The following is a 21,257-nucleotide window of genomic DNA, read 5'->3' on the forward strand; positions in this document are numbered from 1 at the left end:
GTCCCCGCCTGATTCCAGGATCGCGTCGGGGCGTGCGGTGCGAGAGAGGCGAACGGCTCCCCATGAAGGCCACCGGGGGTCTTGCGCCGTGGCGGGGCGTCGGTCGCGTGGCGCGGAACACCGACCACGGGCCCCCGCCCCGGCGAGGCTTCTCCGGGCAACGGTCCGTCAGTCCTGCAGGATCAGCCGCACCGTCTCTCCCGGCTCCACGACGACCGCGCGGTCCGGCAACCGGATATCGATCGGGTCCGCGTCGGACGCCGGGACCATGACGTCGAGACGACCGCGCTCCAGCCGCAGCTGTACGCCCCAGTGCTCCTGGTAGCGGAGCGAGAAGCCGTACGACGACAGTTCGGGCAGCGGTACCGGGTCGAGCCACAGTGCGCCGCCCCGGGTCTGCAGGCCGGTCAGTCCGCGCTGGACGAGATCGAGGGTGCCCGCCATGGCACCCAGATGAATGCCCTCGGCGGTGGTGCCGCCCTGGAGGTCTGCGATGTCGCCGCGCAGAGCCTCCTGGCAGTAGGTCCAGGCGTCCGCGCGCCGGGCCCGCGCCAGGACCCAGCCGTGCACCAGGCCGCTGAGGGTGGAGCCGTGGCTGGTGCGGTGCAGGTAGTAGTCGACGGTGCGCCGCCAGGCCTCGTCGTCCAGCCGATGGCCCAGCCGGGCGAGGATCTCCTTGAGTTCGGCCGGCGCGAAGAGATAGCCGAGCATCAGGACGTCGGCCTGCTTGGACGCCTGGTAGCGGTTGACGGTGTCGCCCTCCGCCTCCAGGATGCGGTCCAGGCGGCGGATGTCGTCGTAGCGCTTGCGGTAGCCGTCCCAGTCGAGTTCGGCGAGGTCGCCGTAGCCCTCGAACTGGCTGATGACGCCGTGGTGGAAGGGCACGTGGAGAGTGCGGGAGACGTCCTCCCACTGCTCGAGTTCGCCGCCGTCCAGACCGGTGCGCTCCACGAGTTCGCGGCGGCGCGGTTCGGGCAGGGTGTCCAGCAGCTCCAGTGCGCGGGTGAGCACCCAGGCGGCGGTGACATTGGTGTACGCGTTGTCGTCGAGGCCGGGCTCCGGGGCGTCCGGGTAGGCCTCGTGGTACTCGTCGGGGCCGACGACGCCGCGGATCCGGTGGCGTCCCAGTGTCTCGTCCCAGCTCGCCGACTCGGCCCAGAAGCGGGCGATCTGGAGCAGCATCTCGGCACCCTTGGTGTGCAGGAACTCCAGGTCGCCGCTGGCCTCGCAGTACCGCCACACGTTGTACGCGATCGCCGAGCCGACATGGCGCTGGAGCCGGGAATGGTCGGGCAGCCAGCGTCCCGAGCGAGGGTTGAGGTGCAGTTCCTGGGTCTCCTCGCGGCCGTCGCTGCCGCTCTGCCAGGGGTACAGGGCGCCGCGTCGGCCGATCGCGCGGGCCGCGGCACAGGCCCGGTCCAGGCGCCGGTGGCGGTAGCGCAGCAGGGCGCGCGACACCTCGGGGAAGTGCAGGTTCAGGTACGGCAGGACGAACAGCTCGTCCCAGAAGACGTGACCGCGGTAGGCCTCGCCGTGCAGGCCCCGCGCCGGGACGCCGACGTCGAGGTCCGCGGTGTGCGGGGAGAGGGTCATGAGGACGTGGAAGAGGTGCAGGCGCAGGATGCGGCCGGCCTCCGAGGGGACGTCGAGCTCGGCCCGCCGCCACAGCTGGTCCCATGCCGTCAGGTGGGAGTCGAGGAGTTCGTCGAATCCGGGCGCGGCGCCCACGCGGTCGACGGCCGCCTGGAGCGGGTCGCTGATCGCGGGGTCGCGGGAGGTGTGCACGGCGACGATCTTGTCGACGGTGGCGGTGCGCCCCGGGCCGAGCCGGACACGGGTCCGCAGGACGGCCCGCGCCGGTTCGTGCGGGTCAGTGGGCGGCTCGTCGGCGGTCAGGCGGGCCGCCATCGCGACGCGGATGTCGGAGGTGACCGTCCGGCAGCGCAGCCACATCGTGTCGGGGCCGGTGGTGCCCGTGTGCACGTGGGTCAGATGGCGGCTGTCCAGGTCCCGGTAGCGCGGCACACCCGCGTTGGTGACGGTCCCGTCCAGGGCGGCCTCGACCTCCAGTTCACCGGTGAAGCCCTCGGCCGTGAACTCGGTGCGCAGGGCCGCGAGATGGGGGTCGGCCATGTGCACCAGGCGCAGCTGACGGACCGACAGCACCCTGCCGGACCCGAGCCCGTACCGCGTGCGGCGCTCCAGTGAACCGCAGGCCAGGTGCAGGACGTAGCGGTGGTCGAGCAGGGGCGCGGTGTCCGGGGTGAGCCATTCGCCGCCGGTGAGGCGAAAGCGCAGCGGCAGCCAGTTCGGGAGGTTGACCATGTCCTCGTTCTCGACCTGGCGTCCGGCCACCTGCGAGGTGAGGCGGTCGTAGCAGCCCGCCACATAGGTGCCGGGGTAGTGCACATCGTCCGCCGAGCACTCCGGGAGCGCCCCGCGGGTGGCGAGGTAGCCGTTGCCGAGGGTGCACAGCGATTCCCGCAGACGCTGCTCCGCGGGCTCGTAGCCCTCGTACTCCCATGTCCAGGACGTCACCTCGGCGATCCCCCTTCGGCGCCTTGCGGAAGCGGCCCCCACCACGTTCACACGAGTTGTGGAACGACCGCCACCGGGCAGCTCGCGTGATGCAGCAGGGTGTGGCTCACCCGGCCGAGCTGCAGTCCGAAGTGGCCGGAGCGGCGCCGTGCGCCGACCACGACGAGGTCGGCGTCGGCCGAGCGGTTCACGAGGACGGTCCGGGCCGGGCCTTCGACGGTGGTACGGCGCACCCGCAGGCGCGGGTGCTCTGCCACGGCGTCGCGCAGCAGCTCGTCGAGCTGGGCCGACGCCTGTTCCTCGTGCCGGTGGCCCTGTTCCGCGGTGAGGGCGGGGTGGTCGGTGTTCTCCTGGGCGGGGCAGCGCCAGGCCCGGACCGCGTCGAGGGTGCACCCGCGCACCTCGGCCTCGCGGAAGGCGAAGCGCACGGCCTCGCAGCCGGCCGCCGGTTCGCCGACGCCGAGCAGGATCCGCTCGTGGTGGCCGGCCAGGGCGGCCGTCGTACCTCGGACCACGATGACGGGGCAGTGCGCGCGGGCCGCCACGGCCAGGCCGACCGACCCCAGGAGCAGGCCCTTCAGCTGACCGCGGCCCCGCGATCCGGTCACCAGGGCGAAGGCGTTGTTGCCCTCGCGCAGCAGGGCGGCCGCCGCCTCGGCCGGGAGGACGTCGGTGGTCACCTTCAGGTCCGGGTCGCGCAGAGCGGCGCGCTCCGCGGCCGAGGCGACGACGTGTTCGGCCAGCAGGCGCTGGGACGGGCGCGTCAGGGCGGTCGACGGCAGAGCTCCCTCGTAGCGCTCCCACAGGGAGGCGTACACCAGTCGCAGCGGCAGACCGTGGCGTGTGGCCTCGTCGGCTGCCCAGTCGACGGCGGGCAGGCAGGCGTCCGATCCGTCGACGCCCACTACCAGAGGGAGTGTCATCGTCCTCACCGCCTTCGGTGACAGTCGGGGTCTCCTACCACCGTCGCATTCACGGACGGGCGGTACGAGGGGCGGGCGGCCCTTGCGGCGGGACCTTCGGCCCCACAGGGGTACGGCTGCGATGCGTCCTCGTACGACTCAGGTCTATCTCCACGCGCTCCTCGGCCCGCTCAAGCAGACTGAACTCGGTTCCACGTCGCCGAGTTCCTGGTTCCGGCGGCCTCGCTCGGCTTCCCCCCACCGGAAGCCGAGCGAGCCGCCCGGGACCACCGGGCCGGCGGTGGCACGGTCCAGGAGGACCGTCTTGAACGCGGTGGTTCCGGTGGAAGCCCTCCCACCAGCCGTCGTTCACGCCGCACACCGCGCGCCCGTCCGCCGACACCTCACGGCGGGTCCGCAGCCGCCGCGCGGCCAGTGGCCGGCCCTCGGCGCCACGCGGTCGTCCCCGTCGTGCGTTCCGGTCCTTCTCCATGGCCGGGAACGCTAGACGCGGCGCGGCCGGGCGGCCTTGGGCCGAACGGCCCTGGCGGCGGTCCGGCCGGACCCGGTCCGCGGCAGGGCACCGGGACCTTGGTCCCGACCTGGACGCCGATGGTCCCGCACCGTCCGACCCCGGTCCGAAAGAGACCGAAAGGCCGGAATTCCTGTTGCTATACAGGGTCGGCCGTCACCCGATCCGCGGCCGTCAACTCCCCGTTTCTGGAGGCTTCATGCTGTCCGCCGAGTCCGCCGCCCTCGTGAAGGCCACCCTGCCCGCCGTGGCCGGGGCCCTCGACGAGATCACCACCCGGTTCTACGCCGCCATGTTCCGCGACCGGCCCGAACTGCTGGACGGGATGTTCAACCGCGGCAACCAGGCCGGCGGCACCCAGCGACGGGCCCTCGCCGGGGCGATCGCCGGCTTCGCGACCGCCCTCCTCGCCGAGCCCGGCACCCGGCCGGACGCCCTGCTGGCCCGGATCGCCCACAAGCACACCGCGGTCGGGGTGACCGACGACCAGTACACGATCGTCCACAAGTACCTGTTCGGGGCGATCGCCGAGGTCCTCGGTGACGCGGTCACCCCCGAGGTGGCCGCCGCGTGGGACGAGGTCTACTGGCTGATGGCCGGCGCGCTCATCGCCCAGGAGGCCCGCATCTACCAGGAGGCCGGAGTGGCCCCCGGCGGGACCTGGCGGCCGTGGACCGTGGTCGAGCGCCGGGAGGAGACCTCGGACGTCGTCTCCTTCCTGCTGCGTCCCGGCGACGGCCGCCCCGCCCCGGCGGCGAAGGCCGGGCAGTACGTCAGCGTCCGGACGCGGATGCCGGACGGCGTGCACCAGCTGCGCCAGTACAGCCTGTCGTCCGACCCCGGAGAGGACCTGCGCCGCATCACGGTCAAGCGGGTCACCGGCACCGACGGCGCCCCCGACGGCGAGGTGTCGGACCTGCTGCACCGCACGGTGCGGCCCGGGGACGAACTCACCCTGTCCGCACCCTTCGGAGACGTCGTCCTCGACGAGGCCGACACCCCGCTGGTCCTCGTCTCCGCCGGCATCGGCTGCACCCCCATGGTCGGCATGCTCGCCCGGCTCGCGGCGACCGGCTCCACCCGCGACGTGCTCGTCCTGCACGCGGACGTATCGCCTGACGAGCACGCCCTGCGCGCCGAGACCCATGAGCTGACGGGCCTGCTGCCGCGGGCGCGGACCGTGTTCTGGTACGAGCGTCCCGGCGCCGCCGAACCCGCCGCCCGGGTCGGCCTGATGGACCTCGACGGCGTGGACGTGCCCGCCGACGCCACCGCGTATCTGTGCGGCCCGCTGCCGTTCATGCGTGCGATCCGCACCCGGCTCCTCGACGCGGGTGTCTCGCCGCGCCGGATCCGCTACGAGGTCTTCGGCCCCGACCTGTGGCTCCCCGGAACGGCGGAGTGAGGCCGGGCCGGGCCGGGCCGGGCCGCCTCGCGGGAGTCCCGCGGCGGCCACGCCCGCGCCGTCCGGGGCCGAACGGCCCGTCCCGTGCCGTGAACCGGTCCCGGCCGGCCCTGCCACGACGGCTTCTCGGCCCCTGCTGTCCAACGGCGGGGGCTGTCATCTTCGGACACAGGACGACCGGAGGAGGTGGACGGGCATGGCCGGCAAGCGGTTCTGGCGTTGGCGGAGCAACCCGTTGCGACGCCGGGACGACATCGTCGAGGCGTGGATCGTGCTGGCGGTGTGGGCGGTCGTCGTCGTGGGAGGCACGGTCACCGGGCTGGTGACGGCCGGTGCCGTGGACGAGGTGTTCGCACGACAGCGGGTGGAGCGGCACTCCGTCCGCGCCGTTCTCCTCACCGACGTGTCCGGGCGCACGGCCGCCGTCCGCTCCTCCAGCGACAAGGCCCTGGCGCGGATTCGCTGGACGGCCCCCGACGGGTCGGCCCGCACCGACAACACCCTGGTCGACACCGGTCTGAAGGCCGGAACACATCTCCTGGTCTGGCAGGACGGCCACGGAAGGCTGGTCACGGAACCGCCGACCACCGCCGAGGCCGCGCTCGAGGCGGCCGTCATGGGAAGCATGGCGGGGCTCGCCCTCGCCGTGGCCGTCCACGCCGTGGGCGCCGTCGCACGATGGCGGCTGGACCGGCGGCGTGTCGACGCCTGGGGCCGGGAGTGGGACCTGGTCGGACCGCGGTGGGGTCACCGGACCAGCTGAAGCGCACCGAGCTCCACCCGACTCGCAGGAGACGTGAATCATGCCCAAGCCCTCGCACCGGTTCGCCGAGATCGTGCTCGGTGTGGACGCCCGCCGGCCCGCCGAGGCCGCCATCGGCCTCGCCTTCGACTGCGCCCGGCTGTGGGGCGCGCGCCTGCACGCCGTCCACGCCTGGCGGTTCCCCTCCTGCGCGGCCGAACTGCCCTTCGGCATACCGGAGGAGGACCGCGCCGCCTGGGAGGACCACGAGGTGCAGCTGCTGTCCGACGCGCTGCGGCCCTGGCGGGAGAAGTACCCGGACGTGCGGGTCCTCGAGGACGTACGGCACCTGCCGCCGGCCGACGCCCTGGTCCTGCTGTCCGGGGACGCGCGCCTGGTGATCGTGGGCCGCAGCCGCACCGGCGAGCCGGGGACGGTGGCACGGGATGTGCTGCGCGATGCCCGGGGGCCTGTCGTGCTGGTGCCCGCACAGGGCCAGTGACCGGGATCGGACGCACGTCCCCGAGCAGCGAGCCCGCGCCTCGGATCAGTGGACCCGCATCGCAATGGGCCCGCGCCCCGGATCAGTAGACCCGCACCGCAATGGACCCGCGCCCCGGATCAGTAGACCCGCACCCCGCGCGCCCTGAACTGCTCGCGCACCCGCTCGGTCACCTCGGCGCCGGGAGTGGGTGTGTCCCGCAACGGGAACGGCAGCCCGAGAGCCTCGTACTTCGCGGCGCCCAGCCGGTGGAACGGCAGGACCTCCACGCGCTCCACCGCGTCCAGGCCCGCCACGAAGCGGGCCAGGGCGTCGACCGACTCCTCCCGGTCCGTCCAGCCGGGCACCAGGACGTACCGGATCCACATCGGTACGCCCGAGCGGTCGAGGCGGGTGGCGAAGTTCAGGGTGGGACCGAGGTCACCGCCGGTCAGCCGCCGGTAGGTGGTGACGTCGAAGGACTTGATGTCCAGGAGCACCAGGTCGGTGTCGGCGAGGAGCGCGTCGCCGGCACGGGCGCCGAGGAAGCCCGAGGTGTCGAGCGCGGTGTGCAGCCCGGCCTCCTTGCAGCGGCGCAGGAGCTCACCGGTGAACGCGGACTGGAGCAACGGCTCGCCGCCGGTGACGGTCACCCCGCCGCCCGCCGTGGTGAGGAACGCCCGGTACTTCTCGATCTCGGCCATCACCTCGTCGACCGTCGCCTCCCGGCCGTCGCGCATGTGCCAGGTGTCGGGGTTGGCGCAGTAAAGGCAGCGCAGCGGGCAGCCGGAGACGAACAGCACGAACCGGGTCCCGGGACCGTCCACGCCGGTGGACAGGTCCCAGGAGTGAACCCGGCCGGTGCTCACAGCGTTCCGTGGAAGGTGCGGCTGATCACGTCGAGCTGCTGCTCGCGGGTCAGGCGGACGAAGTTGACGGCGTAGCCGGAGACACGGATGGTCAGGTCCGGGTACTTCTCCGGGTGCCGCATCGCGTCCTCCAGCGTGGCGCGGTCCAGCACGTTGACGTTCATGTGGAAGCCGCCGGCCGCCGTGTAGCCGTCGAGGATGCCCACCAGGTGCCCGGCGCGTTCCTCCGGCGCGTGTCCGAGGCCCTCGGGGGTGATCGTCGTCGTCAGCGAGATCCCGTCCCGGGCCGCCTCGTACGGCAGCTTCGCCACCGACAGCGCGGAGGCGACGACCCCGTGCCGGTCGCGGCCGTTCATCGGGTTGGCGCCCGGCGCGAAGGGCTGTCCGGCGCGGCGGCCGTCGGGGGTGTTGCCGGTGTGCTTGCCGTAGACCACGTTCGAGGTGATGGTGAGCACCGACTGGGTGTGCTCGGCGTCCCGGTAGGTGGGGTGCCTGCGCACCTTCGCCATGAACGACTCCACCAGGTCGACGGCGATGCCGTCGGCCCGGTCGTCGTTGTTGCCGTACGCCGGGAAATCACCCTCGGTGCGGAAGTCGACGGCGAGTCCGTCGGCGTCCCGGAACACCTTCACGCGCGCGTGCTTGACGGCGGACAGGCTGTCCGCGGCCACCGAGAGACCGGCGATCCCGCACGCCATGAACCGGTGCACGGGGTGGTCGTGCAGGGCCATCTCGAGGCGTTCGTAGGCGTACTTGTCGTGCATGTAGTGGATGACGTTGAGCGCGTCGACATAGGTCCGCGCCAGCCAGTCCAGAACGCGGTCGTACGCCGCGCGCAGCTCCTCGTAGTCCAGGTACTCCCCCGTCAGCGCGGGCGCCGCGGGTGCGACCTGGTCTCCGGTCATCTCGTCCCGGCCGCCGTTGACGGCGTACAGCAGCGCCTTGGCAAGGTTGACCCGGGCTCCGAAGAACTGCATCTGCCGGCCGACCGCCATCGCCGAGACGCAGCAGGCGATCGCGGTGTCGTCGCCGGTCCGCGGGCACAGCAGCTCGTCCGACTCGTACTGGACGGCGCTGGTGTCGATCGAGACCTGGGCGCAGAACTCCTTGAATCCCGCGGGCAGCCGGGGCGACCACAGCACCGTCAGGTTGGGCTCCGGCGCCGGGCCGAGGTTGTACAGGGTCTGCAGGAACCGGAAGGAGGTCCGGGTGACCAGGGTCCGCCCGTCGGCGCCCATGCCGCCGATGGACTCCGTCACCCAGGTCGGGTCGCCGGAGAACAGGGCGTCGTACTCGGGCGTGCGCAGGAACCGGACGATCCGCAGTTTGATCACGAAGTCGTCGACGAGTTCCTGGGCACGGCTCTCGTCGATCAGCCCGGCCGCCAGGTCCCGTTGGAGGTAGACGTCCAGGAAGGTCGAGGTGCGGCCCAGGGACATCGCGGCGCCGTTCTGTTCCTTCACCGCGGCGAGATAGCCGAGGTAGAGCCACTGCACGGCCTCGTGGGCGGTCTCGGCGGGGCGGGAGACGTCACAGCCGTACGTGGCGGCCATGCGCGTCAGTTCGCCCAACGCCCTTATCTGTTCGGCGAGTTCCTCCCGGTCGCGGATGACGTCGGCGGTGGAGGTGCGGGCGTCGAGCAGGGCGCGCTCGGCCTTCTTGGCCTCGGTCAGCCGGTCCGTGCCGTACAGGGCCACGCGCCGGTAGTCGCCGATGATCCGGCCCCGCCCGTACGCGTCGGGCAGGCCGGTGATGATGCCGGCCTTGCGGGCGGCGCGCATCTCGGGTGTGTAGGCGTCGAAGACACCCTCGTTGTGCGTCTTGCGGTACGTGCCGAAGACGCGCGTCACGAACGGGTCGGGCTCGTAGCCGTACGCCCGCAGCCCGTTCTCCACCATCCGCAGCCCGCCGTTCGGCATGATGGCGCGTTTGAGCGGGGCGTCGGTCTGGAGGCCGACGATCAGTTCGCGGTCGCGGTCGATGTAGCCGGGGTCGTGCGAGGTGATGGTGGACGGAGTGGCGGTGTCGACCGCGAGGACGCCCCTGCGGCGCTCCTCGGGGAACAGGGCGCTGACCTTCTCCCAGACGGCGCGGGTGCGGGCGGTCGGGCCGGTCAGGAAGGACGCGTCGCCTTCGTAGGGCGTGTAGTTGGCCTGGATGAAGTCGCGCACGTCCACGTGCTCGCGCCAACGGGGCCCGGCGAATCCACGCCAGGCCCCGTCCGGCTGCACGCCTGTCGTCACAGTGACGGTCATCGCCGTTCCTTTCTCGTTCCGCACGTCCGTGCGCGCCTCAGTGGTGGGCCAGGGGCCGTTCGGGCTGATCGGTGGTCCGGTTCGGGCGGGTGGCAGGCGGCCGGTGCCGCAGCATCCGCACGACCAGCGCGTCGAGCCCGGCGCTCAGCACCACGGTGGCCGCGGCGAAGACCACCAGGAGGACGGCGAACTGCCTCCAGAAGTCGGGAGTCAGTGAGGTGCCCACAGCATTCACCCCCTTTCGTCGGGCGGGTCGTCTCACGTCTTCATGCAACAGGGCGGGCGACCGTGCCGGAGGGTGCCGAAGGTCGTCGCGGCGAAGCCGAGTGGTCCAACCGATGGACCGAGTGGCCCATGGGCCGGTGCCGACGGCGGGCGCAGGCTGGCAGTGGTAGGAACCCCCACCCGTCGGGAGGCAGGCCATGATCACCACCCCCACGCCCAGCATGCTCCGCGCCCTGCCCGCCGAACACCGGGAACGGCTGATGCGCGTCGCCCGTGAGGTGTCCTTCCCGCAAGGGGCGCGGCTGTTCGAGGAGGGCGGCCGGGCCGACCGGTTCTGGATCATCCGCACGGGCACCGTTCAGCTCGACATGCGCGTACCCGGCCGTCGTCCGGCCGTGATCGAGACCCTGCGGCACAACGAACTCGTCGGCTGGTCCTGGCTGTTCGCACCGCACACCTACCACTTGGGCGCCGAGGCGACGAGCCCGGTGCGGACGTACGAGTTCGACGCCACCGCCGTCCGGCTGATGTGCCAGGAGGACCCCGCTCTGGGCAGTTCGGTGTCCCAGTGGGTCGGCAATGTGCTCGCCCACCGCCTCCGCTCCGCCCGGATCCGGCTCCTGGACCTGTACGCCCCCTACGGCTCCGGCAGCACCATCTGAACGCGAGGAGTCATCATGCACGGCACCCCGCACATCGTCAGCGACGTCATGACCCGCACCGTCGCCGCCGTCGACCGCACGGCGACCTTCAAGGAGATCGTGCGGCTGATGCAGGACCGGCAGGTCAGCGCCCTGCCCGTGATCGAGGGCGAGGGCCGGGTCGTCGGCATCGTCTCCGAGGCGGATCTGCTGCCCAAGGAGGAGTTCCGCGACAGCGACCCCGACCGGTACACCCAGCTGCGCCGTCTGGCCGACCTGGCGAAGGCGGGCGCGGTCACCGCGGAGGAGCTGATGACCTCGCCGGTCCTCACCACCCGCCCGGACGCCACGCTCGCCCAGGCCGCCCGCACCATGGCCCACGCCCGGGTCAAGCGGCTGCCGGTGGTGGACGAGCAGGGCGTGCTGGAGGGCGTCGTCAGCAGGTCCGACCTGCTCAAGGTGTTCCTGCGCGACGACGAGGAGATCGCCGAGGAGGTACGCCGCGAAGTGGTGTCCTACCTGTTCCCGACACCGTCGTCGACGGTCCGCGTCGAGGTGCACGACGGAGCCGTCACGCTCGTCGGCCGGATCCGCGACACATCCCTCGTCCCGGTGGCCGCCCGCCTGGTACGCGCCGTCGAGGGAGTGGTGAACGTGGACTTCGAACTGGAGGGGCGCGAGGACACGACCCACTCCCCCGACTCGAAGGCCGCACAGTCCTGAATCACGGCAGCCGGCTGCCCCGAAGCCGCGTGCCCGGCCCGCCGGAGGCCGGGCCTCGTCCGCGCAAGCCCGGCGCCGGCGGCCGGTACAGGAACACGAGGGCGGCCGGTGGTCGGCCCGCACGGTGACGCACGGCGCCGGCGCCGATCAGACACAGCTCCGGCAGGCCGCCCACCGGGAACCGGGCACCCGAGCGGCGGACCCGTCACCTGACCGGTCGACGCGCGGCCCCTCGGCAGGGGCAGGGACGTTCGGACCGTCGAGCTCCGGCGCCGTGGGAGCGGTCCGTCGGCGACCGGGTGGGTGGGGACGATCACGATGCCGGGCCGTCCACCCCGACACCCTCCCGGCGGCTGCCCTTCCCCCCGTGTCCGAGGTCAGGCCCCGGGTCGCGCCCCCTGCACATGGAAGTTGAAGTCGCCGTGCCCGAGGGTGCCGTACAGGCGCAGCCAGATCGGCAGGAGCATCTCCACGCCGCGGGCGCTGGTGATGTCGCCCAGGTCGATGACGCTCGCCTCGGGCCAGCCGAAGGAACCCAGCAGCGCGGTGACGGCCTTCTTGGCGCCGGTGTCGTCACCGCTGACGAACACGGTGTGCTCCCCCGCGACCCGGGCCGGCTCGACCATGACGAAGCAGTTCATGGTGTTGAGGGTCTTGACGACCTTGGCGTCGGGAAAGGCGCGCTGGATGCGCTCGCCGAGGCTGTCGGTGTCGACCGGGTCCAGCGTGGGCGGCATCCCGGCGGAGAAGTCCAGAGGGTTGGCGACGTCGATGAGAATCTTGCCGCTCAGATTGGCCGCGCCCGCCGCGTGGAGCGCGTCGAGGCTCTGCATGCCTGCGGTGGTGTTGACGACCGTCTCGGCGGAGGCGGCCGCCGCCTCGAAGGTCTCCAGACGTACCTGGCCGTGCTCGGCGTGCCACCGGGCGAACGGCGGATTTCCCATGCCGTCGGGCTCGGTACGTGCGAGAGTGGCCCCCGGATCGCGGGTGCCCATGACCACGTCGTGCCCGAGGGAGGCGAGCTTGCCGGCGATCGTCCGGCCGACGATGCCGGTACCGAGGACTGCGTAACGCATGCCAGTGGGTCCTTCCGGACTCGGGCGCCGGCCCTTGGACCGTACCCACGAGGAATCCGAACCGAGTCGTTCGCTGTCGCGTGACGACGGTAGCTGTCGAAAGGGCGACCTGTTCGCATCTATCGTGGAAAATCACATCATGATGGCTCGTGTCGAGGCAGGCTGCACATGAGGAAACCGCAGATCGACTACGCGGCGGTCTTCCGGGCCCTGCCCGGCATGGTGGCGCTGCTGACGCCCGAGCTCGTGTACGTCGACATGAACGACGACTTCGTACGGCTCACCGGTCGCGCCCGCGAGACCCTCGTCGGCCGCTACATCTTCGACGTCTTCCCCGAGAACCCCAATGACTCGGCCGCCGCCGGGATGCGGGAGACACGGGAGTCGATGCTGCGCGCGGTGGCCACCGGCGAGCGCGACACCATGGCGGTCCTGCGTTACGACATCGAGGATCCCCAGCGTCCCGGCCACTGGCAGGAGCACTTCTGGAGCCCGGTCAACGCCCCCGTCCTCGGCCCCGAGGGGAAGGTGACACTGCTCGTCCACCGGGTGGAGGAGGTCACCGAACTCATCCGGGCCCGCGGCGGACCGGGCGGCGACAGCCGGGCACGCGTGCTGGAGGCCGAGCTGTACACCCGGGCCCGGGAACTGCAGGAGGTCAACGAACGCCTGCGCAAGGCTCACGCCCGCGAACGCGAGGTGGCACTGGCCCTGCAGGAGGCCCTGCTGCCCGCCCCCAGGCCCCTGGACGGTCACCAGGCGGCCGTCCGCTACCGGCCCGCCGTGGGCGCCCTGAACGTGTGCGGTGACTGGTACGACCTGGTCGACCTGCCGGGCGACCGGCTCGCCGTCGCCGTCGGTGACGTCGTCGGCCACGGTCTGTCGGCCGCCTGTGTCATGGGCCAGCTGCGCAGCGCGCTGAGCGCCGCCACCCGCGTCGCCGACGGTCCCGCCCGGGCACTGGAGGCACTCGGCCTGTACGCCCGTTCCGTCGACGGGGCCGAGTCGACCACGGCGGCCACGGCCTTCATCGACTGGGACGACCACACCCTCACCTACAGCAGCGCGGGCCACCTCCCGCCCGCCCTGCTGCACCCCGACGGCACGGTGTCCTTCCTGGACCGGGCCACCGACCCGCCCCTCGGTGCCAGCCCCGAGCACACCACCCGCCCGGAGGTCACCACGCCCTTCGTCGAGGGCGCCACGCTGGTCCTGTACACCGACGGTCTCATCGAGCGCCGCACGGAGGACATCGACACCGGCCTCGCCCGACTCGCGGACACACTCACCCGCCACCGCCACGCCGGTCCCGACGACCTGGCCGACGCGCTCCTGACGGAACTGCTCCCAGCCACCGGCAACGCGGACGACACCGCTCTCGTCGTCATCCGCCTGTGAGGACCCGGCACACCCCGGTGCCCGTAAAGGCCAGGGCCGCCGCAGCCACCGCGACGAGCAGGACCAGGCCCGGCGCGCCGGAGTCGTAGGCGCCGTGGACCGAGCCCATCACCAGCGGCAGAACGAAGCCGCCCAGGCCCCCTGCCGCACCGACGACTCCGGTCACCGAGCCGGCCCGGTCGGGCGGGGCCGGCAGGGCCACGAAAGCGAAGTTCGCTCCGCTGCCGGCACCGAGCATGGCGGCCATGGCGAGGAACGCGAGGGTGCCCAGGGGGGCGGCGGGGTGAAGCTCCGCACGAGTGCGCCCGTGAAGACCACCGCGAGCAGGACGAGGCCCGCCATTCGCTTGGCGGCGTCCGTCCGGGTGAGGCCGCGGCCGGTCCTGAGGTGGGTGAACCGCCGAATGCGACGGCGTAGAGGGCGGACACCTGCCAGATGATGCCCAGCCTGAACGTGGCGGCAAGGCGGCGGGCCAGGGGTTCGGTGGGCACCGTGCGGCCGGGGGCGTCCCGCAGGAGTGCCGCGGAGGCGGCCGTATGCACGAACGGGGTGGCCGTGCCGTTGGCGTCCACAAGTCTGACCGTGGTCAGGGCGCTGATCGCGACGCCAGCCGCGCTGACGAAGGGGACGCCGACGGCGAACGCCGTGCCGCCCACCCCAGGAAGAACCCGCCCGCCGAGACCAGCGAGAACACCACCGGCACCGCCACGAGGCCCTGGACGACGACCGACCGGACGGGCCGAAGGCTCGGGCCCTCAGTCCTCCGCGGGCATGACGCGGGTGATCTTGCCCTTGGTGTTCGCCTCCAGATAGCCCGACTGGCTGTACTCGTTGCTCAGATAGACGGCCATGCCGAGCGGCGTGTCGAAGATCTCGTTGGGCTGTCGCACCAGCACGTAACGAGTGTCCGGCTGATCGACGTTGAGCTTCTTGCGTGCCTCTTCGAGGAGCGTGGGCAGCTTGTCCCAGTCGAAGTCCTCGAGGCGGAAGGGCTGGTCGCCGCCGGACAGGGTGCCCTTGATGATGCCCTTCTCCACGCCCCGTCCCAGCCGGTAGGTGTAGGTGTCGTACTTGCTGTCGCTGCCGTCGACCATCACCTCGGCCGACGCGTAGTCGTCGTAGACGGTGAAGTCGCCGAACCTGTTCCGGCCGCTCTCCTGCTCCAGGGCCTTGATGGCGGTGCGAACGCCCTCGGGAGTGAGCAGGGTCGTGGTCGTGTCCTTCGACTGCCGGGCCGCCGGGGCGGCGGCGGGGGAACCGGTCGTCGCCGGTGCCGAGGCGACGGAGGACGACGTGGCCGAGGAGGAGGCGCCCTTGTCCGCCGTGCCGCCCGAACCGCCCGAGTCGCCCCCGATGGGCAGCAGCCACCACATCAGGACCAGGGCGCCGGCGAGCGAGGTCCCCGAGACGCCGAGCAGGACACCCAGGGCGGGCCGGCTCCTGCGGCCCGCGCGCACGGGCGAGGTCACCGGCTGGCCGGTGCCGTAGGGGACGGGCGGCGGCCCGAATCCGCCGGGCCCGGCCGTGCCCGCCGCAGCGGGAGCGCCGGCGAAGGGAGTGGTGGGCGAGCCGAAGGCCCCCGGGTACGAGGGGGCCGTACCGGAGGGCGGCGGGTTCAGCGGGTAGGAGGTGGCGGGGTGCCACGCGGTCGCCGGACCGCCCTGCCCCGACTCGACCGCGGCGAGCCGTCGGTCCAGCTCGGCGGAGGAGGGCCGCGCCGCCGGATCCCGCACGAGCACGCTCATCAGTACGTCGGTCAGGGCGCCGGCCCGTACCGGCGGCGGCACGTCCTCGTTGAGGACGGCGGCGAGGGTGGCGAGGGTGTTGCCGCGGCGCAGCGGGTGGTGGCCCTCCACGGCGGTGTAGAGCATCATCGCCAGTGACCACAGGTCGGAGGCGGATCCGCCCTCGTGACCCGAGATCCGCTCCGGTGCCATGAAGTCGGGTGTGCCGATGATGGAGCCGGTGGCGGTGAGGCTGGTGGTCTCGCGGATCGCGGCGATGCCGAAGTCGGTGAGGACGGGGCGCCCGTCGGTCCTCAGCAGGACGTTGGCGGGCTTGACGTCCCGGTGCTGGATGCCGGCGTCGTGCGCCGCGGCGAGCGCGGCCAGCACGCCCCGGCCGATCCGTGCCGCCTCGGCCGGCGGCATCGGCCCCTGCGCGAGCCGGTCGGCGAGCGAACCGCCGCTGACCAGCTCCATGACGATCCACGGATAGCTGCCGTCGCCGCCGTCGACGATGTGGTGGATGGTGACGACGTTCGGATGGTCGATCCGGGCCAGGGAGCGCGCCTCGCGCAGCACCCGCTCGCGCAGCATCCGCGCGCCCTCGGGGTCGTACTCGGCGAGGTCCCGATCGGGCGGGCGGACCTCCTTGACCGCGACCATCCTGTGCAGTGCCAGGTCCCTGGCCCGCCAGACCGTGCCCATCCCGCCGCCGCCGAGACGGGCCTCCAACTCGAAGCGCCCGTCGACGACTCGTCTGCCGGGGCCCTCGTCTGCCTCACTCATGGGCGGGAGCTTAGTTGGCCCCACCGACAGCGTTCACCGGGCCCTCGAGAGGGCGTGCGGCTACGATGCCGGGTTGCCCTCGGCCACCCGATGCGCCGTCGTGGTCTCCGCGGGAGCGGACCGGACCGCCTGCGGGGCGGACTCCGCCGGGGTGGACTCGGCCGGGGCGGCGGTGCTCTGCGCGGTGCCGTCCTCCTTCATGGCCTTGGCCTCGCTCTTGAGGATGCGCATCGACTTGCCGAGCCCACGCGCGGCCTCGGGCAGCTTCTTGGAGCCGAACAACAGGATGATCATGATCGCCACGACCAGCAGGTGCCAGGGCTCCAGTCCGTTGCGCAGCATGCCGCACGTCCCTTCTCTACGTTCATTGTTGCCAGCTTGCGCAACTGTACAACCGCGAGCCCCGTCCCCGCCTCATTCGTCGGAGTCCTTCTTGCCGCTCGCCGCCGCGTACGCCTGCTCCGGTGTCATCGGGACCCCGTTGAGGGAGACCGTCTTGTAGGGGCTGACCTTGGCGCAGGTCTTGGCCTCGTCGGCGGTCTGGGCGTGGGCGTTGGACACCGCGGCCTTGGTGTCGGCCGGCGCCGCCGAGGACGAACCGCCCGGGAACGTGGTGCCGCTCGTCCAGTCGCTCCCGATCACCAGCGTCAGACCACCCCCGGTGCCCTCCCTGAGGTGCGAGGTGGGCAGTCCGAGCGCCTTGGCGGCCGTCTGCGCCTCGGCCTTGTGACCGGTGCCGTAGGTGAGGGTGGTCGTCGTCGCGGGGCTCGGCGCGTTGGCGGTGGTCGTGGCGGAACTGAAGCCCTGGCCGGTGAGCGCGTTCGCGACGTCGGAGGCGCGGCCGGTGATCTCGGTGCCGTTCTCGACGGTCACGGCGATCTCGGAGGCGGGCACGGCCTGGGCCGAGGCCGTCGCGGAGGCCGCCGAGGACTTCTTGCCGGAGCCCGTGGTCAGGGACTGGTCGTCGGCGATGGTGGTGAAGAGGGCCTTGGCTCCCGCGCCCACCACCACACGGTTGGTGTCGTTGGGATCGGCGGCGGTCTGCATCGTCGTGAAGGTCATCCGCTTGGTGGGGACCTTGTTGACGTCGTCCGCGAGCCCGATCAGCTTCTTGACGCTGCCGAGGCCGTCGTCCACGGTGAGCGCCTTGGTGGCGGCGTCGGCGAGGTCGTAGACCGCGGTGGGGTCGGTGAGCGTGCCGGCGCTCTTGAACTTGCGGATCATCGCACTGAGGAAGATGTGCTGGGAGACCGTGCGGCCGAGGTCGCTGCCGTCCCCGAAGCCGTGCCGGGAGCGGACGAACTCCAGGGCCGCCTCGCCCTTGAGGGTGTGCGTGCCCTTGGACAGTTTCAGGTGCGAGTAGGTGTCGTACACGTTGTGGTCGACACAGACCGAGACACCGCCGACCGCGTCGGACATCTTGACCACGCCCGAGAAGTCGAGCTTGACGAAGTGGTCGATGGGGATGCCGGTGAGCTGGTGGATGGTGGCCACCTGGCAGGCGGGGCCGTACTGGAGTGCGCTGTTGATCTGGCCGTAGTAGCCGGACGTGGACTGGCCGCTCTCGCTGTCCTTGCAGGCCGGGACGTTGACCATGGTGTCGCGGGGGATGCTCATCACGGTGGCGTTGGAGCGGTCCGCGGATATGTGCACCACCATCTGCACGTCCGCGTTGCCGTTCCCGGTCTGCACACCGGTCCGGGAGCAGCCGCCGCCGAGTTTGCAATCGGCTTTGCTGGTACGGCCGTCGGAGCCCATGACGAGGATGTTGATCGGGGTGCGGCCGAACGCGTCGGCCTTCTCCGCTCCGCCCTTGCCGTCGAGCGAGACACTGTTGATGTTGCCGTTGAGGTGCTGGTAGAACCACCAGCCGGCTCCGGCGGTGCCCAGGACGAGGAGCGCCAGACATATCCCGGCGATCTTCAGCACGCGTTTGCCGCGTCGTACCGGACGGGCCCGGCGCCGTGACCTCTTGCCCCCGTGCGAGCGGGCCGCCGCCCGGGCCGCGGCGCGGCCGCCGGGCCGGTGCGTTCCGCCGGACTCGCTCTCGCGCTGCCCCGGCACCCGGCCGGTGCGACTGCGTGTGGCCTGACCGCCCGGGCCGTCCCACCGGTCGCTCATCTACCACTCCCACGAAACGGTCGGGCCCCTCAGGCCGGGCCATGGGGTGGGCGGCCGGGCGTGCGCGGCGGTGTACGGGCAGGCGAGGCGGGAACTTGGCCTGGCTTGCGTAGTTGCGCAATCTAACAAACCCCTGGCCCGGCCAGCACGGACCCCGTCACATTTGCACGGGTGAGAGATCTCATGGAGAAACGCGGCAACCTCCGGGGCGTATCCGCCTTCGGCATCCGCGGCCCGCGCGCCTTCCCGCGCTGCGGGTCACGCGCCGTGGGTCACGCGCCGTGGGTCACGCGCCGCGCGAGGAGGGGGTGTGCGCGGCCGGGCCGGTGCGGGCGGTGAGCTGGCCGACCATGACGCGGACCACGGTCACGATGTCGGGGTCGTCGACGTAGTAGACCTGCCGACGGCCCTCGCGGCGGGACCGGACGAGCCCGGCGAGTTTCAGCTTCGCCAGATGCTGGCTGACCGCGGGCAGCGCCCCGCCGACCCGGTCGGCGAGACCGGTGACGTCGCTCTCGCCCTGGGACAGCGCCCACATGATGTGCAGCCGGGCGGACGACGCGAGCAGCCCGAACACCGCGGCCGCCTCCGTCAGCACCTCGACGGACGGATCCTCGAAACCACCGGCGAGCATCACCACGGTCCCCTCCCGCCCCGTCGCGGTCACTGTCGACACACGCGCACTGTCTCAGTGTAGGGGCGGTGGAGCAGGATCCACGAGGACGCCTCCACTTCATCGATTGCGCAATGTAATAAGCGTGTGAAAGAACATCGACGACTTGTCACCAGAGACCGGCGGACGATGCCCGACCCACCATCGCTCCCTAGGCTTGCGCAAACAGGCAATCGAAGTGTCGGGGCCCGGACGACTCGCCCGGCCCCGGTCCGACTGGAGGACTACCACGTGGGCATCATCGGCTGGATCATCCTGGGTCTGCTCGCCGGAGCCATCGCCAAGATCCTGCTGCCCGGTCGCGACCCGGGCGGCCTGATCGGCACCACCCTGATCGGGGTCGCGGGGGCGTTCGTCGGCGGCTGGCTCTCCGCGCGCTTCCTCGACCGCCCGGTGGAGAACCACTTCTTCGACCTCTACACCTGGGGCGCGGCGATCGGCGGCTCCCTGGTGCTGCTCATCGGCTATCGCCTGCTGTTCGGCAACTCGCGCGACTGACCCGCCCAGGCCGCGTCCAGCGCATGGGCCAAAGCTGTGGAGTGCGCGCCCCATGGGCGGGCACTCGTGCGCCACCAACTACACATGGGGTGACACGGCATGGAGATCTCAGGCGTGATCAGCGCGATTGTCATCGGCATCGTGATCGGCGTCCTGGGCCGGCTGGTGATGCCCGGGCGCCAGCGCATCGGAATGCTGTGGACGATCCTGATCGGCATCGTCGCCGCCTTCATCGGCACGGCCATCGCGGCCGGCCTCGATGTCGCCGACACCAAGGGCGTCGACTGGGTCGAGTGGCTGATCCAGATCGCCGTGGCCGCGCTCGGGGTGGCCGCGTTGAGCAGGGTGAAGGTCCGTCGCTGACGGCTCTCCGCGTCCGCAGGGCCCGCGCATCCGCCCGAGATCGTCCGGAGGGTCGCTCCGACCGGGGTGACCGTCCGGACGACGCGTACCGCGCGGCCGAAGTCGGGCCCACGTCGCAGTCGTGGTCGCGGTCGCGCGGACGACCCGACCCGTTCACGCGCCGGGCGCTGCCCCGGCCGCCAGTTGCCGCCTCTCACGGAGCAGGACGGCGAGCGGCACGCGAAGCCCGTATCCCACCGCCCGCCGTGTGACGGAGGTACCCGAGCTCTCGACGCGGGACAGCTGGTGCTCGGCCAGATCCAGCAGGGCCCGCTGCAACGGCCGGAAATCCGCAGTGGTGGACTCCACGAGGGCTCGTGCGTCGGTCAGCGACTTCCTCGTCCTGCCGCAGGCCAGTGCGACCAACTCGGCCACGGCCGGGGTGTCCTTGCCCTGTTCGAGGTCCGCGCGGGTGACGCCGAAACGGTCCAGGTCCTCCTGCGGAAGGTAGAGGCGGCCTTCGGTCAGGTCGTCGGTGAGGTCCGTCAGGAAGTCCAGACGCTGCAGTCCTTCGGCGAACGAGCGGCAGCGGGACCGGAAGACCTCGTTGCCGCCGCCCTCGTACTGGAGGTCCTCGATCAGCATCAGGGCCGGCAGCGCGAGGTTGTCGACGTAGCGCTGGAAGTCGGCTTCGGTGGCGTGACCCGCGAAGTGCAGTTCCTCCGTGGTGGCCTTGAGGTAGGTGCGCACCCAGTGATGGGGCAGTCGCCGCACGGCCACGGTGTGGAGGAAGGCCCGCAGGACCGGGTCGTCGGCGTGCCCGGACTCCAGCCCCGCGGTGACCTGGGCGGCCCAGGCATGCCAGCGGGGCAGGCGTTCGCGCAGTGGCCCCTGGTCGGCGAGATCGTCGGTACGGGCGAGGAAGGCGTAGGCGGCGACCACGTGCGGGTGCAGTGCCGGGGCGACCAGCAGGCGTACGGCGGCGTAATGGGCCAGGATTCTGCGGGCGAAGACCCGAGCGGCGGTCGAGTAGTCCGCACGCAGGGCGCGGTCCCGCACCCCGGCGTCCGTCAGCCTGCGATCCCAACTCGGCACGTCCTACCGCCCTTTCCTCTCCGACTCGGCCCGCCGGACCGCCTCGGCCGCGGTCCGGCGCGGCATCGAAAGGGCGATCGAAGCGACCTTAGTCGTTTCCCGGTCGGGGTCGTCCACCTAGCCCGGGCAGACATGGCGCCCACACTTATAACCACCCCCAGAACTATGTTGGTTCGCCACATGTGCCCTTGTGTTGCGCCTTCCTACGGTGTGCGAACACGTACCCGTCCC

General features: G+C 71.9%; 20 protein-coding genes. 8 read left to right on the plus strand and 12 right to left on the minus strand.

The genetic code is table 11. From position 1 onward, the window contains the following. Nucleotides 1-168: 168 nt before the first annotated feature. Together IOD14_RS26445 and IOD14_RS26450 are read right to left on the minus strand one after the other, a co-directional pair. Complete coding sequence (locus tag IOD14_RS26445; RefSeq protein ID WP_123987308.1) at nucleotides 169-2,538, minus strand: glycosyl hydrolase family 65 protein; 2,370 nt, start codon at nucleotides 2,536-2,538, stop codon at nucleotides 169-171. A 47-nt stretch (nucleotides 2,539-2,585) separates the two neighbouring features. Continuing rightward, complete coding sequence (locus IOD14_RS26450) at nucleotides 2,586-3,461, minus strand: universal stress protein (protein ID WP_123992497.1); 876 nt, start codon at nucleotides 3,459-3,461, stop codon at nucleotides 2,586-2,588. 710 nt (nucleotides 3,462-4,171) lie between these two features. Between IOD14_RS26450 and IOD14_RS26455 the strand changes: the two genes are divergently transcribed. The 3 genes from IOD14_RS26455 (at nucleotide 4,172) to IOD14_RS26465 (ending at nucleotide 6,621) form a co-directional block, all read left to right on the plus strand. After that, nucleotides 4,172-5,377 carry a globin domain-containing protein gene (locus tag IOD14_RS26455; RefSeq protein ID WP_212671722.1) on the plus strand — a complete coding sequence of 402 codons (1,206 nt, stop codon included), beginning with the start codon at nucleotides 4,172-4,174 and terminating at the stop codon, nucleotides 5,375-5,377. Nucleotides 5,378-5,573: 196 nt separating this feature from the next. Beyond that, nucleotides 5,574-6,140: a hypothetical protein gene (locus IOD14_RS26460; RefSeq protein WP_212671723.1), complete on the plus strand. Its 567-nt coding sequence runs from the start codon at nucleotides 5,574-5,576 to the stop codon at nucleotides 6,138-6,140. A gap of 40 nt (nucleotides 6,141-6,180) precedes the next feature. Continuing rightward, a complete protein-coding gene (locus tag IOD14_RS26465) occupies nucleotides 6,181-6,621 on the plus strand; it encodes a universal stress protein (RefSeq protein WP_212671724.1) in 441 nt (146 codons plus the stop codon). Between the two features lie 119 nt (nucleotides 6,622-6,740). Here the strand turns inward: IOD14_RS26465 and pflA are convergent, their stop codons facing one another. The 3 genes from pflA to IOD14_RS26480 are packed head-to-tail and all read right to left on the minus strand — an operon-like array spanning nucleotide 6,741 to nucleotide 9,950. Next, complete coding sequence (gene pflA, locus IOD14_RS26470; protein WP_123987312.1) at nucleotides 6,741-7,469, minus strand: pyruvate formate-lyase-activating protein; 729 nt, start codon at nucleotides 7,467-7,469, stop codon at nucleotides 6,741-6,743. Further along, nucleotides 7,466-9,724: a formate C-acetyltransferase gene (pflB, locus tag IOD14_RS26475; RefSeq protein ID WP_212671725.1), complete on the minus strand. Its 2,259-nt coding sequence runs from the start codon at nucleotides 9,722-9,724 to the stop codon at nucleotides 7,466-7,468. Before pflB ends, pflA begins: the two co-directional genes overlap by 4 nt. 37 nt (nucleotides 9,725-9,761) lie before the next feature. Beyond that, a complete protein-coding gene (locus IOD14_RS26480) occupies nucleotides 9,762-9,950 on the minus strand; it encodes a hypothetical protein (RefSeq protein ID WP_123987314.1) in 189 nt (62 codons plus the stop codon). Nucleotides 9,951-10,146: 196 nt separating this feature from the next. Between IOD14_RS26480 and IOD14_RS26485 the strand changes: the two genes are divergently transcribed. After that, a complete protein-coding gene (locus IOD14_RS26485) occupies nucleotides 10,147-10,611 on the plus strand; it encodes a cyclic nucleotide-binding domain-containing protein (RefSeq protein ID WP_123987315.1) in 465 nt (154 codons plus the stop codon). A gap of 15 nt (nucleotides 10,612-10,626) precedes the next feature. Continuing rightward, nucleotides 10,627-11,313 carry a CBS domain-containing protein gene (locus tag IOD14_RS26490; protein ID WP_212671726.1) on the plus strand — a complete coding sequence of 229 codons (687 nt, stop codon included), beginning with the start codon at nucleotides 10,627-10,629 and terminating at the stop codon, nucleotides 11,311-11,313. Between the two features lie 377 nt (nucleotides 11,314-11,690). Here the strand turns inward: IOD14_RS26490 and IOD14_RS26495 are convergent, their stop codons facing one another. Beyond that, nucleotides 11,691-12,389, minus strand: a complete 699-nt coding sequence (locus tag IOD14_RS26495) for an NAD(P)-binding domain-containing protein (protein WP_212671727.1) — start codon at nucleotides 12,387-12,389, stop codon at nucleotides 11,691-11,693. Between the two features lie 168 nt (nucleotides 12,390-12,557). On the opposite strand from IOD14_RS26495, the gene IOD14_RS26500 reads away from it, so the two are divergent. Continuing rightward, nucleotides 12,558-13,787, plus strand: a complete 1,230-nt coding sequence (locus IOD14_RS26500) for a SpoIIE family protein phosphatase (protein ID WP_123987318.1) — start codon at nucleotides 12,558-12,560, stop codon at nucleotides 13,785-13,787. On the opposite strand, the gene IOD14_RS44930 is transcribed toward IOD14_RS26500, so the two are convergent. The 5 genes from IOD14_RS44930 to IOD14_RS26525 all read right to left on the minus strand — a co-directional run bounded on the left by IOD14_RS44930 (nucleotide 13,774) and on the right by IOD14_RS26525 (nucleotide 19,058). Then, nucleotides 13,774-14,034, minus strand: a complete 261-nt coding sequence (locus IOD14_RS44930) for a hypothetical protein (RefSeq protein WP_349252439.1) — start codon at nucleotides 14,032-14,034, stop codon at nucleotides 13,774-13,776. The two genes, IOD14_RS26500 and IOD14_RS44930, sit on opposite strands and share 14 nt — an antisense overlap. Before the next feature lie 508 nt (nucleotides 14,035-14,542). Beyond that, nucleotides 14,543-16,297: a serine/threonine-protein kinase gene (locus IOD14_RS26510; protein ID WP_212671728.1), complete on the minus strand. Its 1,755-nt coding sequence runs from the start codon at nucleotides 16,295-16,297 to the stop codon at nucleotides 14,543-14,545. Between the two features lie 60 nt (nucleotides 16,298-16,357). Next, a complete protein-coding gene (tatA, locus tag IOD14_RS26515; RefSeq protein ID WP_123987320.1) occupies nucleotides 16,358-16,639 on the minus strand; it encodes a Sec-independent protein translocase subunit TatA in 282 nt (93 codons plus the stop codon). A gap of 72 nt (nucleotides 16,640-16,711) precedes the next feature. Then, nucleotides 16,712-18,418, minus strand: coding sequence for an LCP family protein (locus IOD14_RS26520; RefSeq protein ID WP_249126070.1), 1,707 nt, complete (start codon nucleotides 18,416-18,418; stop codon nucleotides 16,712-16,714). Between the two features lie 286 nt (nucleotides 18,419-18,704). Next, on the minus strand, nucleotides 18,705-19,058 hold the full coding sequence (locus IOD14_RS26525) for a metalloregulator ArsR/SmtB family transcription factor (RefSeq protein WP_123992498.1): 354 nt from the start codon (nucleotides 19,056-19,058) through the stop codon (nucleotides 18,705-18,707). 264 nt (nucleotides 19,059-19,322) lie between these two features. Here IOD14_RS26525 and IOD14_RS26530 point away from each other — a divergent pair, with 264 nt between their 5' ends. After that, entirely contained in the window at nucleotides 19,323-19,589 is a 267-nt protein-coding gene (locus tag IOD14_RS26530) for a GlsB/YeaQ/YmgE family stress response membrane protein (RefSeq protein WP_123987321.1), read from the plus strand. 99 nt (nucleotides 19,590-19,688) lie between these two features. Next, nucleotides 19,689-19,952: a GlsB/YeaQ/YmgE family stress response membrane protein gene (locus IOD14_RS26535; protein ID WP_123987322.1), complete on the plus strand. Its 264-nt coding sequence runs from the start codon at nucleotides 19,689-19,691 to the stop codon at nucleotides 19,950-19,952. Between the two features lie 153 nt (nucleotides 19,953-20,105). On the opposite strand, the gene IOD14_RS26540 is transcribed toward IOD14_RS26535, so the two are convergent. Beyond that, a complete protein-coding gene (locus IOD14_RS26540; RefSeq protein WP_212671729.1) occupies nucleotides 20,106-21,026 on the minus strand; it encodes a squalene/phytoene synthase family protein in 921 nt (306 codons plus the stop codon). Between the last annotated feature and the right edge of the window lie 231 nt (nucleotides 21,027-21,257).

It is taken from the genome of Streptomyces sp. A2-16, from assembly GCF_018128905.1.
In the GTDB taxonomy this organism is placed as follows: domain Bacteria; phylum Actinomycetota; class Actinomycetes; order Streptomycetales; family Streptomycetaceae; genus Streptomyces.